Below are 13,342 nucleotides of genomic sequence, written 5' to 3'. Positions count from 1 at the left end.
CCTGACTGAGGAAGAGACTACGGCACACCTCAGCGGCGCTCCTGCTTCTGTTTGCACTCCACGCACAGGGTGGCCCGCGGGAACGCCTGCATCCGGGCCTTGCCGATCGGCTTGCCGCAGTTCTCGCACAGTCCGTAGGTGCCCGCGTCCAGCCGCTCCAGGGCGTGCGCGGTCTGGGTGAGCATCTCGCGCGCGTTGGCGGCCAGCGCCAGCTCGTGCTCGCGCGTGATGTTCTTGGTGCCGGTGTCCGCCTCGTCGTGCCCCGCGCCGTCCCCCGAGTCCCGCATCAGGCCCTGCAGCGCCCGCTCGGAGGAGTCCAGCTCGGCCCGGAGCCGGGCCTCCTCGGACTGCAGCTCCCCGCGCGCCTCCTCGACCTCCTCGGGGGTCCACGGGTCCTCACCGGGGCGTACGGCGAGGTCGCCGGGCTCCACCGGGCCGCCCCGCGCCTTCGGTACCGCCGTCTTGGCCGCCGTGGCCGTGCCAGGGGTCTTCTTCGCAACCACCGTCGTGGCTCCCGTCTGCTCCGCGGCCTCGGCCGCGCCCGCCTTCTTGGCCGTGCTCTTCCCCGCCACGCCACCCGGCGCTGCCGCGGCCTTCTTCCCCGTGGCCTTCTTGGCCGCGGTCTGCTTCACAGCGCCCTTCTTCGCAGCGACCTTCTTGGCCGCCGTCTTCTTGGCCACCGTCTTCTTGACCGCCGTCTTCTTGACCGCGGCCTTCTCCGTGGCGACCTTTCTGGCCGCCGTCTTCTCCGCCGCGCTCTTCCCGGCAGCACCCTTCTCCGCCGCAGTCCTCCTCGCCACGGCCTCCCCGCCGCTCCGCGTGCTCGTGCTCTTCTTCCCGCCCGCCCCCTCCCCCACCCCACCGGCGGAGCCGGAGGTGCCGGAGGCCGGGGCACGGGCGGGTCCGCCGGACCCCGAGTGCCGTACGGCGGTCTTCTTCGCCACCATGCCGCGGCCCCTTCACGAACTGTGATCTTGCACGCGAATCGTGCTGGGACGATAAATCGACTTGAGCCCCGCGGCAACGGGACGCACCGCCCCGCTCGACCGACCTGCAACGGTTGTGCCCAGCTCCCCGCCGGGTATGCCGGTCCGAAAACCGGTCGGCCGCTGTCCGCCGGGCGCCGTACACTGGGCGGAGCGAAAAGCGTGGATGGGGACGAGTAGCGGCGTACGCAGCCCAGAGCGACCCGGGGACGGTGTGAGCCCGGGGGCGAGCCCGACGCGAAGATCACCCCGGAGCCGCCGGAAGAAAGCCGCACCGGACCGGACGCGGCGAGTAGACCCGGCATCGCGACCCCAATGAGGGGGCTCACCGGCGCACAAGGCGCACCGGGAGCCAAGGAGGGTGGTACCGCGGGAGCGCAAAGCTCTCGTCCCTCCGACGGAAGGCAGCACGTCCGCCGGAGGAAACGCGTTGAATACGCCGCCGCTGTACCGCCAGGTACCCGCCCAGGTCGACCTGCCCGCGCTCGAACACGCGGTGCTCGACTTCTGGCGCGAGCAGAAGATCTTCGCCAAGAGCCTGGAGCAGTCCGCGGGCCGCCCCGAATGGGTGTTCTACGAGGGTCCGCCCACCGCCAACGGCATGCCGGGCGCCCACCACATCGAGGCCCGCGTCTTCAAGGACGTCTTCCCCCGCTTCCGCACCATGCGCGGCTACCACGTGGCCCGCAAGGCCGGCTGGGACTGCCACGGCCTGCCCGTGGAGCTGGCGGTGGAGAAGGAGCTGGGCTTCAGCGGCAAGCCGGACATCGAGGCGTACGGCATCGCGGAGTTCAACGCCAAGTGCCGCGAGTCGGTGACCCGCCACACGGACGCCTTCACCGAGCTGACGACCCGCATGGGCTACTGGGTCGACCTCGACGACGCGTACCGCACGATGGACCCGGAGTACGTCGAGTCCGTCTGGTGGTCCCTGAAGGAGATCTTCAACAAGGGCCTCCTCGTCCAGGACCACCGCGTCGCCCCCTGGTGCCCGCGCTGCGGCACCGGCCTGTCCGACCACGAGCTGGCCCAGGGCTACGAGACGGTCGTCGACCCCTCCGTCTACGTCCGCTTCCCGCTCACCTCCGGTCCGCTGGCCGGCGAGGCCGCGCTGCTGATCTGGACGACCACGCCCTGGACGCTGGTCTCCAACACGGCCGTGGCCGCCCACCCCGAGGTCACCTACGTCGTCGCCACCAACGGCGACGAGAAGCTCGTCGTCGCCGCGCCCCTCGTGGAGAAGGCCCTCGGCGAGGGCTGGGAGACCACCGGCCAGACCTTCACCGGCGCCGAGATGGAGCGCTGGACGTACCGGCGCCCGTTCGAGCTGGTGGAGTTCCCCGAGCCGGCCCACTACGTCGTCAACGCCGACTACGTCACCACCGAGGACGGCACGGGCCTGGTCCACCAGTCCCCCGCCTTCGGTGAGGACGACCTCAAGGTCTGCCGCTCCTACGGCCTGCCGGTCGTCAACCCGGTCCGCCCCGACGGCACCTTCGAGGAGAACCTCCCCCTGGTCGGCGGCGTCTTCTTCAAGAAGGCCGACGAACAGCTCACCGAGGACCTCGACACCCGCGGCCTGCTCTTCAAGCACCTCCCCTACGAGCACAGCTACCCGCACTGCTGGCGCTGCCACACCGCGCTGCTCTACTACGCCCAGCCGTCCTGGTACATCCGCACCACGGCGATCAAGGACCGTCTCCTCCAGGAGAACGAGAAGACCAACTGGTTCCCGGACACCGTCAAGAACGGCCGGTACGGCGACTGGCTGGACAACAACATCGACTGGGCGCTCTCCCGCAACCGCTACTGGGGCACCCCGCTGCCCATCTGGCGCTGCGAGGACGACCACCTCACGGTCGCCGGCTCCCGCGCCGAACTGACCGAGCTGACCGGCACCGACCAGTCGGGCCTCGACCCGCACCGCCCGTACATCGACGAGGTCACCTTCGCCTGCCGCCACGACGGCTGCGGCAAGACGGCCACGCGCGTGCCGGAGGTCATCGACGCCTGGTACGACTCGGGTTCCATGCCGTTCGCGCAATGGGGCTACCCGTACAAGAACAAGGAACTCTTCGAGTCCCGCTACCCGGCGCAGTTCGTCTGCGAGGCCATCGACCAGACCCGCGGCTGGTTCTACACGCTGATGGCCGTCGGCACGCTCGTCTTCGACAAGTCGTCGTACGAGAACGTCGTCTGCCTCGGCCACATCCTTGCCGAGGACGGCCGCAAGATGTCCAAGCACCTGGGCAACATCCTGCAGCCGATCCCGCTGATGGACCAGCACGGCGCCGACGCGGTGCGCTGGTTCATGGCCGCCGGCGGCTCCCCCTGGGCGGCCCGCCGCGTCGGCCACGGCACCATCCAGGAAGTCGTCCGCAAGACGCTCCTCACGTACTGGAACACGGTCGCCTTCCAGGCCCTGTACGCCCGCACCTCGGGCTGGGCGCCGAGCGAGGCCGACCCGGCCCCCGCCGACCGCCCCGTCCTGGACCGCTGGCTCCTGTCCGAACTGCACGCCCTCACCGACCAGGTGACCCAGGCCCTGGAGGGCTACGACACCCAGCGCGCCGGCAAGCTGCTGTCCGCGTTCGTCGACGACCTGTCCAACTGGTACGTACGCCGTTCCCGCCGCCGCTTCTGGCAGGGCGACAAGGCGGCGCTGCGCACCCTGCACGAGGTCGTCGAGACGGTCACCAAGCTGATGGCCCCGCTGACGCCGTTCCTCACCGAGCGGGTCTGGCAGGACATGATCGTGCCGGTCGCCCCGGGCGCCCCGGAGTCCGTGCACCTGTCCTCCTGGCCCGAGGCCGACCTGTCGGCGATCGACCCGGAGCTGTCGAAGCAGATGGTCCTGGTGCGCCGCCTGGTCGAACTCGGCCGCGCCACCCGCGCGGAGTCCGGCGTCAAGACCCGTCAGCCGCTGCGGCGCGCGCTGATCGCGGCCGCGGGCTTCGACGCGCTCTCCCCCGAACTGCACACGCAGATCACGGAGGAGCTGAACGTCGAGTCCCTAGCCTCCCTCTCCGACGTCGGCGGCAGCCTGGTCGACACCACCGCCAAGGCCAACTTCCGCGCGCTGGGCAAGCGGTTCGGCAAGCGCGTCCAGGACGTCGCCAAGGCCGTGGCGAACGCGGACGCGGCGGCGCTCTCCCTCGCCCTGCGGGAGGGCACGGCCTCGGTGGAGGTCGACGGTGAGACGGTCACCCTCGCTCCCGACGAGGTGATCATCACGGAGACCCCGCGCGAGGGCTGGTCGGTCGCCTCCGACTCCGGTGCCACGGTCGCCCTCGACCTGGAGATCACCGAGGAACTGCGCCGCGCGGGCCTCGCCCGGGACGCGATCCGCCTGATCCAGGAGGCCCGCAAGAACAGCGGCCTGGACGTCGCCGACCGCATCGCCCTGCGCTGGACGGCCACGGATCCGGCGGTCACCGCCGCCCTGACCGGGCACTCGGCCCTGATCGCCGACGAGGTCCTGGCCACGGACTTCGCCGAGGGCGAGGCGGACGGCACGTACGGGGACGCCTTCACGGACGAGGGCCTGTCCCTGACGTTCCGTCTCCGCAAGGCGTAGGCAACGGGCGAGAGGCCCGGTTCCCCCACGGGGAGCCGGGCCTCTCGCGTACGGTCCACGCCCGCTTCCGAGAACGGACCGCACAAAGGCGGGTCCCGGGCTCAAGAACCCGGGACCCGCCTTGAACGCTGCCGACTACGACGCCGTACTACCGTTCAGCACTGCTCAGTTGTCGTCCTCGTCGATCAGGAACCCGCGCATCGGCGAGGGCGCCTGTCCCATCGGCGACGGCCCCTGCGGCCGTACCGGCGCCATCGGCTGGGTCATCGCCGGCGACATCTGCTGCTGACCGCCGTACGACGGGCCGGACGAGGCGCCCGGACCGCTGCCCATGGACTGGTTGCCGCCGTAGGACGGCGCGCTCGCACCGGCCGGAGCCATCGACGGCGCCGGGGACGGCGGCAGCGAGGCGGCGGCGGGCGTGCGCGGCGGGGCCAGCGAGTCGTCGGCCTGGGTCTCCAGCTGACGCAGCTGCGACTCCAGGTAGGACTTCAGCCGCGTGCGGTACTCGCGCTCGAAGCCGCGCAGGTCCTCGACCTTGCGCTCCAGCGTGGCGCGGGCGGACTCCAGGGAGCCCATCGCGACGCGGTGCTTCTCCTGCGCGTCCCGCTCCAGGGCGTCGGCCTTGGCACGGGCGTCCCGCTCCAGACCCTCGGCACGCGAACGCGCCTCGCCGACGATCTTGTTGGCCTCGGACCGGGCCTCGGCGATCGCCTGGTCGGCGGTCTGCTGGGCCAGCGACAGAACGCGCGCGGCGCTGTCGCCACCAGGGCCGCCCTGACCGGGCATGCCGGGACCACCGGGGCCGCCGGGACCCTGCGGGCCGCCCATGGGGCCGCCCATCGGACCGGGACCCATCTGGCCCTGCATCGGACCCGGGCCCTGGCCCATCGGACCGGGACCCTGGGGGCCGCCCTGACCGCCGGGACCGGCGGGCAGCTGCGGGGCACCGCTCGGCAGCTGGGGCGGACCACCCATGGGGCCACCCATCTGCTGCTGCGGCGGGCCCGATATGCCGGCGGGTACCGGAGCGCCCGGACCGCGCATGCCCTGCTGGGGCATCCCGCCCTGCTGAGGCATGCCGCCCTGCTGGGGCATCCCGCCCTGCTGGGGGTGGCCGCCCTGCTGCTGATCCTGCTGCTGCTCCGGGGGCTTGCGCATGTTCTGCTGGTTCTGCGCGGCCGCGCGCGTGGCCGCGGCCAGCTTGGCGCGCAGGTCCTCGTTCTCGCGGAGCAGACGGGTCAGTTCGGCTTCGACCTCGTCGAGGAAGGCATCGACCTCGTCCTCGTCATAGCCTTCTCGGAGGCGGACGGTCGTGAACTGCTTGTTCCGCACGTCCTCGGGGGTCAACGGCATCTCTTCACCTCAACGTAGTCGTCGGCATTCGGCAAGCCCGTATCTCTCTCATCGCTCACAGCCGGCTCACGATCGAGATCAGGATGTAGACGATGATCATCAGTACGAAGAAGGACAGGTCGAGCGCCACGCCCCCGAGACGCAGCGGCGGAATGAACCGCCGCAGAAGCTTCAACGGTGGATCGGTGACAGTGTAGGTGGCCTCCAGTACGACCACCATCGCCTTGCCGGGTTGCCACGAGCGGGCGAACTGGAAGACGTAGTCCATGACCAACCGGAAGATCAGCACGATGAGGAAGCACATCAGCGCGATGTAGACGACATCCAGGACCACGCTCATGACCCTTGCTTCCCTCTCCCCTGACCCGACTCACCGGTGTTACGTCTCAGCTCTGGTTGAAGAACCCGCCCTCTGCGATGCGGGCCTTGTCCTCCGCCGTGACATCGACGTTAGCAGGAGACAGCAGGAACACCTTCTGCGTCACCCGCTCGATACTGCCGTGAAGACCAAACACGAGACCGGCCGCAAAGTCGACAAGTCGCTTCGCGTCCGTGTCGTCCATCTCCGTGAGATTCATGATCACCGGAGTGCCCTCACGGAAGTGTTCCCCGATGGTACGGGCCTCGTTGTAGGTCCGTGGGTGAAGCGTGGTGATCCGGTAGGGCTCTCGTTCGGAGACGACCTTGGGCATGATGACCGGTGCGCTCTTTTCCAGGCTCGCGCGTTCTTGTGTGATGGATGCCACGGGCGCGATCCGGGCGGGTCGCCCGGATTCCGCGGGTAGCGAAGCAGACCGGGCCACCGGTTCGCGAGGCGCGGGCGGTTGTACGACTCGCACCTCTTCGTCCCTTTGTGGCTGATGTGAACCATGCCCCTGATGCGCCGGTTCATGCCTCCGGTGATCTCGTTCGGGCTCCGGGTCGAGTTCAGGTTCGAAGTCGTCGTCGGGGTCGAAACCCCGGCCGTCGTACCCATCGTCCTCCACGAGGCCGAGGTAGACCGCCATCTTGCGCATCGCGCCGGCCATGCTCTGAGTCCTCCGCTCTGTGGTGGATCGGCTGACGACTGCCAAATGCCCGCGATCCACGAGGTCGTTGTTTCCGCCTTTCGGCGGTAATGACCATATTTTCTGCTGTGGTCCGACTTCTTGGCGACGTTACCCGAGCCTGGGGCGGACACCGAGTACCGCGGTGCCGACGCGCACATGTGTCGCTCCGGCCGCCACGGCCTGTTCGAGGTCCGCACTCATCCCTGCCGAGACCATGTTCGCAGCCGGATGGGCGCGGCGCAGGTCCGTCGCCACATCCATGAGGCGCTCGAATGCCGCCTGTTGACGCCCGGCGTACTCCCCGGTCAGCGGGGCCACCGTCATCAGTCCGTCGAGCCGGAGCCCCGGCGACGAGGCGACGAGACCGGCCAGTTCTCCGATCTGGTCGGGTGCCACGCCGCCCCGCTCGCCCCGCCCGTCCGCCCCCGCGTCGAAGGCGACCTGGACGAGACAGCCGAGTTCGCGCCCGGCCCGTACCGCCTCCTTGGACAGGGCGGTGACGAGCCGTGAGCGGTCGACGGACTGCACGAGACCGGCGTAACCGACCACGGATCGTACCTTGTTGGTCTGCAACTGACCTACGAAGTGCCAGGTGAGCGGCAGGTCCGCGCAGGCGGCGGCCTTGGGGGCCGCGTCCTGGTCCCGGTTCTCGGCGACGTGCCGCACGCCCAGCTCAGCCAGGGCGCGCACATCGCTCGCCGGATAGGTCTTGGTGACCACGATCAGGGTCACCTCCTCGCGGGCCCGGCCGGCGGCGGCGCACGCGGCGGCGATGCGCTCCTCCACCTTCGCCAGGTTGGCGGCGAGTTCGTCCTTACGTTCCGTCATGCCCCATCAGTCCAGCCAGACATAGCCCGCGAGCCGCCCGGTGGTGCGGTCGCGTCGGTACGAGAAGTGGTCCTTCGACTCCAGCGTGCACACCGGCGACTGCGCCCGGTCGCGCACCCCGAGCCGTTCGAGCTGCGCGTGCACCCCGGCGGCGACGTCGACCGCCGGCGTGCCCCAGCTGGTCACGGCGTGCGCCGCCGGTTCGACGGCGGCCACCTCGGCGCGCATCGTCTCGGGCACCTCGTAGCACCGGCCGCAGACCGAGGGTCCGGTGCGGGCGACGATCCGGGCGGGGTCGGCGCCGAGTCCGGTCATGGCGCGTACGGCGGCGGGGACGACGCCGGCGGTCATGCCGGGCCGGCCGGCGTGGGCGGCGGCGGCGATCCCGGCGACGGGGTCGGCGAGCAGGACGGGCACGCAGTCGGCGGTGAGCACGGCGAGGACGAGTCCCCGCTCGGCGGTGACGACGGCGTCGGTGTCCGGCACCGGCCGGGCGCCCCAGGGCGCGTCGACCACCTCGACGTCCGCCCCGTGCACCTGGTTCATCCAGACCACCCGGTCCGCGTCCAGGCCCAGCGCCCCGGCCGCCCGTTCCCGGTTGGTCCGCACGGCGTCGGGGTCGTCTCCGACCGCGCCGCCGAGGTTCAGCTCCTCGTACGGAACGGCGCTCACCCCGCCCCACCGGTCGGTGAAGGCGAAGTGCGCGCCGCTCACGGTGTCGCGCTGTCCTATCACTTCAAGAAGTCCGGCACGTCCAGCTCCTCGGCCGCGCTGTCCGAGTAGGTCCGGGACGGCGGGACCGGCGGCGGGGTGACCGGCGGCAGGTCGCTGACCGGCTCCGGCGCGACGGGCTCCGGCTCCTCCTTCGGCTTGACGCTGCCGAGCGAGCCGAAGGACGGGCGGCTCTCGGGCTGCCGGACCGGCGGGGCGGGGGGCTGCTCCTCGCGCTTGGCGGAGGACGAGCCGAGTACGTTGTCCCGCTTGGCGGGCGGCTGACCGCCGTCGAAGCCGGCCGCGATGACCGTGACCCGGACCTCGTCACCGAGGGCGTCGTCGATGACGGCGCCGAAGATGATGTTGGCCTCGGGGTGGGCGGCCTCGCTGACCAGCTGGGCGGCTTCGTTGATCTCGAACAGGCCGAGGTCGGAGCCGCCGGAGATGGAGAGCAGCACGCCGCGGGCGCCGTCGATGGAGGCTTCCAGGAGCGGCGAGGAGATCGCCATCTCGGCGGCGGCCACCGCGCGGTCGTCGCCGCGGGCCGAGCCGATGCCCATCAGGGCCGAACCGGCCTCGGACATGACCGACTTGACGTCGGCGAAGTCCAGGTTGATCAGGCCGGGCGTGGTGATGAGGTCGGTGATGCCCTGCACACCGGAGAGCAGGACCTGGTCCGCCGACTTGAAGGCGTCCAGGACGGAGACCTGGCGGTCCGAGATGGACAGCAGCCGGTCGTTGGGGATGACGATGAGGGTGTCGACCTCTTCGCGCAGTTCGGCGATGCCGTCCTCGGCCTGGTTGGCCCGGCGCCGTCCCTCGAAGGTGAACGGGCGGGTGACCACGCCGATGGTGAGGGCACCCAGCGAGCGGGCGATGTTCGCCACCACGGGCGCGCCGCCGGTGCCGGTGCCGCCGCCCTCACCGGCCGTCACGAAGACCATGTCGGCCCCCTTGAGGACCTCCTCGATCTCCTCGCGGTGGTCCTCGGCCGCCTTGCGGCCGACGGCCGGGTTGGCTCCGGCGCCGAGTCCGCGGGTGAGTTCACGGCCGACGTCCAGCTTGACGTCGGCGTCGCTCATCAACAGAGCTTGCGCGTCGGTGTTGATGGCGATGAACTCGACGCCCTTGAGACCGACCTCGATCATCCGGTTGATGGCATTGACACCACCGCCGCCGACACCGATGACTTTGATGACTGCGAGGTAGTTCTGCGGTGCTGCCACGTCGAAGGCCTCTCGCCTCGAGTTACGTGTCGTCGAACCGCTGGAGCACTGTGCCCCGCGACCCGACGACTGATGCCGAATGGGACGGTCCGTAGCGCCGACCCGAACCCTAACCCTGAAGTTTAGGGTTACCAGTGTGTCTGTTCCCTGGAGTCTTCTGAACAGGACACTAAGTCGACAAGTGGCGCGCGTTCAACGAACACGCCGAACCTCCCGTTTTTCTTTTCACCCTATGTGATCAGCCATAGCGCTGCCCAACCAGGGTGCTGGCCTGCACCGATGCCCGTCAACTCCCTGACGATGCCGGGGCGGTGGGAACACTTACGTCGAAGTGCCGCGCACCGGGCGCGGCTTTCATCAGCGCGCGGAGCGCGCGCGCCTTGTCCGCGCCCTTTTCACCGCTGCCCCAGGCGATGGTCCGGCCGCCGGTCAACTCCAGCGAGATGTCGTCGAAGGAACGCACCTTGACCAGGCGGGTGTCACGCGCGACGGGGTCCGGCACCCGGCCGGCGACCCGGACCGCCTCCCGGACGAGCCGGTCCTCGCCGAAACGGCGCAGGCTCGCGGCGGCCGAACCCGAGCGGGACACCGCCAATTCCAGCAGGGGAACACCCTTGGGCGCACGGGAAACCGTGGCGAATCGGACACCACCGTCGTCCACTTCCACATACTTCTCGCCGTTTTGCACCAACAGAACCGGAGTGCGCTCTGTCACTTTCAGCTCGATTGCGTCGGGCCAGGAACGGTCGGCCTCAATCACGTCAATTCGGGGCAATTTCTTCGCCAAACGCGCTTCGATGGCCTCGGTGCCGACGGAAATGAGCGGCTCCCCGACCGGGACGTCGGCGGCCTCGCGCACCTGCTCGGGGGTCAGCACCCGGGTCCCGGAGACCGAGACCTCTGCCACCCTGAGCCAGGCCGAGCCGTAGAAGAGCCAGCCGGCCGCCCCGCCCAGGGTCACGAGGAGGGCGGCCAGGATGACGATCGTACGAAGGCGGGGGCGCTTGAAGCGCCGGACGCGGGGCGGGCCGGACGACTCCCGCCTGCGTGCGCCGCGTTCGGCGGTGGTCGGTCCGGCCACGCTTCCTGCCCTCCGTCAGATGTGCCTAGCGCTGTGCACGGGCGGCGCTGATCGCCTCGTACACCATGCCGACGAGCAGGTCGTCGGCGTCCCGGCGGCCGAACTCGGCGGCGGCGCGGGACATCTCGTACAGCCGGTGCGGGTCGGCCAGCACGGGCAGCACGTTCTGCTGCACCCACTCGGGCGTCAGTTCCGCGTCGTCGACCAGCAGTCCGCCGCCGGCCTTGACCACCGGCTGGGCGTTGAGCCGCTGTTCGCCGTTGCCGATGGGCAGCGGTACGTAGGCGGCCGGGAGTCCGACGGCGGAGAGTTCGGCGACGGTCATCGCGCCCGCGCGGCAGAGCATCATGTCGGCCGCGGCGTACGCGAGGTCCATCCGGTCCAGATAACTTACCGGGATGTACGGGGGCATCCCCGGCATCTGCTGCACCTGCGGCAGTTCGTTCTTCGGGCCGACCGCGTGCAGGATCTGGATACCGGCCTGCTGGAGCCAGGGCGCGACCTGCTGGACCACCTCGTTGAGGCGGCGGGCGCCCTGCGAGCCGCCGGTGACCAGCAGCGTGGGCAGGTTGGGGTCGAGGCCGAACGCCGCGCGCGCCTCGGGGCGGGCGGCGGCCCGGTCCAGGGTGGCGATGGAGCGGCGCAGCGGGATGCCGATGTAACGGGAGTTGCGCAGCTTGCTGTCGGGGGTGGAGACGGCGACCTGCGCGGCGTACCGGGAGCCGATCTTGTTGGCGAGGCCGGGGCGGGCGTTGGCCTCGTGGATCACGATCGGCACGCCCAGCCGCTTGGCCGCGAGGTAGCCGGGCAGGGCGACGTAGCCGCCGAAGCCGACCACGGCGTCGGCCTTGGTGCGCTCCAGGATCTGCTCGGTCGCCTTGATCGTGCCGCGCAGCCGGCCCGGGACGGTGATCAGCTCGGGGGTGGGCTTGCGCGGCAGCGGTACGGCCGGGATCAGCGCCAGTTCGTACCCGCGCTCGGGTACGAGACGGGTCTCCAGGCCGCGCTCCGTGCCCAGGGCCGTGATGCCCACGGTCGGGTCCTGCCTGCGCAGGGCGTCCGCGAGGGCGAGCGCGGGCTCGATGTGGCCCGCGGTTCCTCCGCCGGCGAGTACGACATGCACCGAAATTCACCGCTCTCCGGACGAGCGTGCCGCCGAGGCACGCCGTCGCATCGTGTTCCAACTCCGGGGCCTCCGCTTGGACCCGGTGCCCCCGGTCCCCCGCTTTCTACCAAAGCGAGGTTGCCGCATCGCAAGCGCCGCCCGCGCAGCGGGCTCGTCGCGTGCGAAGGCGATCAGCAGCCCGATGGCGAACATGGTCGGCAGCAGGGCGGAACCTCCGTAGGAGAACAGCGGGAGCGGGACACCGGCGATCGGCAGCAGTCCGAGGACAGCGCCGATGTTGATCACGGCCTGGGCCGTGATCCAGGTGGTCACGCCTCCCGCGGCATACCTGACGAAGGGGTCCTCCGTGCGTCCGGCCACGCGGATACCCGCATAGCCTAGAGCCGCGAAGAGGGCGAGCACCGACAGCGTCCCCGCCAGGCCCAGTTCCTCACCGGTGACGGCGAAGATGAAGTCGGTGTGCGCCTCGGGGAGTTGGCCCCATTTCTCCACGCTGGCGCCCAGTCCGGAACCGAAGAGTCCGCCGGAGGCGAGGGCGTAGATGCCGTGCACGGCCTGCCAGCAGTCCCCCTCGGGGCTCATCTCGGTGGCGCCGATGCAGGCGAAGCGGTCGAGCCGGTTCGGGTTGGTCTGGATGAGGATCACCCCGAGCAGCCCGGCGACCGAGAGCACGCCCGCGAACATCCGGGTGGGCGCCCCCGCCAGCCACAGCAGCCCGAAGGCGATGGCGGTCAGGATGATCGCGGTGCCCATGTCGCCGCCGAGCATGATCAGTCCGAGGAGGAGGAAGGCGACCGGCACCAGCGGCACCAGCATGTGCTTCCACTGGGTCAGCAGCCGCTTGTCCTGTTTGCGGGCGAGCAGGTCGGCGCCCCACAGCACCAGGGCGAGCTTGCCGAACTCGCTGGGCTGGAGCTGGAAGGGACCGCCGACGGAGATCCAGTTCTGGTTGCCGTTGACCGACATCCCTATCCCCGGCACCTGCACCAACGCCATCAGGAAGACCGCGCCGGCCAGGATCGGGTAGGCCAGCGCCCGGTGCAGCTTGACCGGCATCCGCAGGGCGGCGAGCAGCAGTACGGTGCCGATCGCGGCGGCCAGGAACTGTTTGCGGAAGAAGTACGAGCCCGGCAGCGAGAGCTGGAGCGCGGTGATCTGGGAGGCCGAGTAGACCATCACCAGGCCGAGCACGGTGATCAGCGCACTGCCGCCGGCGATCAGGTAGTAGGCGGTCAGCGGCCGGTCCCAGGCCCGCTGCAGCCGGGTGTACAGGCGCAGCACCGGGTTCTCGGGCGCCGTCCGCCGGGCGGCGGGCCGCTGGACGGTCCGCTGTGCGGGCGGCCGTCCGGTACGGCTGCCGGGACTACCGGGCATCGCAGCCTCCGCTGTACGTCGGCCT

At 70.5% G+C, this 13,342-nt stretch carries 11 protein-coding genes; 1 reads left to right on the top strand and 10 read right to left on the bottom strand.

Annotated features, from left to right (window positions below; all coding sequences use genetic code 11):
- Positions 1-29 precede the first annotated feature (29 nt).
- Positions 30-947: a TraR/DksA family transcriptional regulator gene (locus ACIQR3_RS08580; RefSeq protein ID WP_403536021.1), complete on the bottom strand. Its 918-nt coding sequence runs from the start codon at positions 945-947 to the stop codon at positions 30-32.
- A 469-nt stretch (positions 948-1,416) separates the two neighbouring features.
- Between ACIQR3_RS08580 and ileS the strand changes: the two genes are divergently transcribed.
- Positions 1,417-4,563, top strand: coding sequence for an isoleucine--tRNA ligase (gene ileS / locus ACIQR3_RS08575; RefSeq protein ID WP_403536018.1), 3,147 nt, complete (start codon positions 1,417-1,419; stop codon positions 4,561-4,563).
- A 165-nt stretch (positions 4,564-4,728) separates the two neighbouring features.
- Here the strand turns inward: ileS and divIVA are convergent, their stop codons facing one another.
- The 9 genes from divIVA to ftsW form a co-directional block, all read right to left on the bottom strand.
- Positions 4,729-5,919, bottom strand: coding sequence for an apical growth/hyphal branching protein DivIVA (divIVA, locus tag ACIQR3_RS08570; RefSeq protein ID WP_403536016.1), 1,191 nt, complete (start codon positions 5,917-5,919; stop codon positions 4,729-4,731).
- 55 nt (positions 5,920-5,974) lie between these two features.
- Positions 5,975-6,259, bottom strand: coding sequence for a YggT family protein (locus tag ACIQR3_RS08565; protein ID WP_007448661.1), 285 nt, complete (start codon positions 6,257-6,259; stop codon positions 5,975-5,977).
- A 46-nt stretch (positions 6,260-6,305) separates the two neighbouring features.
- Positions 6,306-6,947 (bottom strand): cell division protein SepF, encoded by a 642-nt coding sequence (locus ACIQR3_RS08560; RefSeq protein WP_215167876.1) that lies wholly within the window; start codon positions 6,945-6,947, stop codon positions 6,306-6,308.
- Between the two features lie 129 nt (positions 6,948-7,076).
- Complete coding sequence (locus ACIQR3_RS08555) at positions 7,077-7,796, bottom strand: YggS family pyridoxal phosphate-dependent enzyme (protein WP_403536013.1); 720 nt, start codon at positions 7,794-7,796, stop codon at positions 7,077-7,079.
- Between the two features lie 6 nt (positions 7,797-7,802).
- Positions 7,803-8,531, bottom strand: a complete 729-nt coding sequence (gene pgeF / locus ACIQR3_RS08550; protein ID WP_403536010.1) for a peptidoglycan editing factor PgeF — start codon at positions 8,529-8,531, stop codon at positions 7,803-7,805.
- Complete coding sequence (gene ftsZ, locus ACIQR3_RS08545) at positions 8,528-9,736, bottom strand: cell division protein FtsZ (protein WP_403536007.1); 1,209 nt, start codon at positions 9,734-9,736, stop codon at positions 8,528-8,530. Before ftsZ ends, pgeF begins: the two co-directional genes overlap by 4 nt.
- A 286-nt stretch (positions 9,737-10,022) precedes the next feature.
- Positions 10,023-10,817 carry a cell division protein FtsQ/DivIB gene (locus tag ACIQR3_RS08540; protein WP_403536005.1) on the bottom strand — a complete coding sequence of 265 codons (795 nt, stop codon included), beginning with the start codon at positions 10,815-10,817 and terminating at the stop codon, positions 10,023-10,025.
- 25 nt (positions 10,818-10,842) lie between these two features.
- Complete coding sequence (gene murG, locus ACIQR3_RS08535; RefSeq protein WP_403536002.1) at positions 10,843-11,940, bottom strand: undecaprenyldiphospho-muramoylpentapeptide beta-N-acetylglucosaminyltransferase; 1,098 nt, start codon at positions 11,938-11,940, stop codon at positions 10,843-10,845.
- A gap of 6 nt (positions 11,941-11,946) precedes the next feature.
- Positions 11,947-13,317: a putative lipid II flippase FtsW gene (gene ftsW / locus ACIQR3_RS08530; RefSeq protein WP_403535999.1), complete on the bottom strand. Its 1,371-nt coding sequence runs from the start codon at positions 13,315-13,317 to the stop codon at positions 11,947-11,949.
- Positions 13,318-13,342 lie beyond the last annotated feature (25 nt).

The sequence above is a fragment of the Streptomyces sp. NPDC090994 genome (genome assembly GCF_044768905.1).
GTDB lineage: Bacteria > Actinomycetota > Actinomycetes > Streptomycetales > Streptomycetaceae > Streptomyces.
This window is presented reverse-complemented; position numbering and strand designations above follow the sequence as displayed.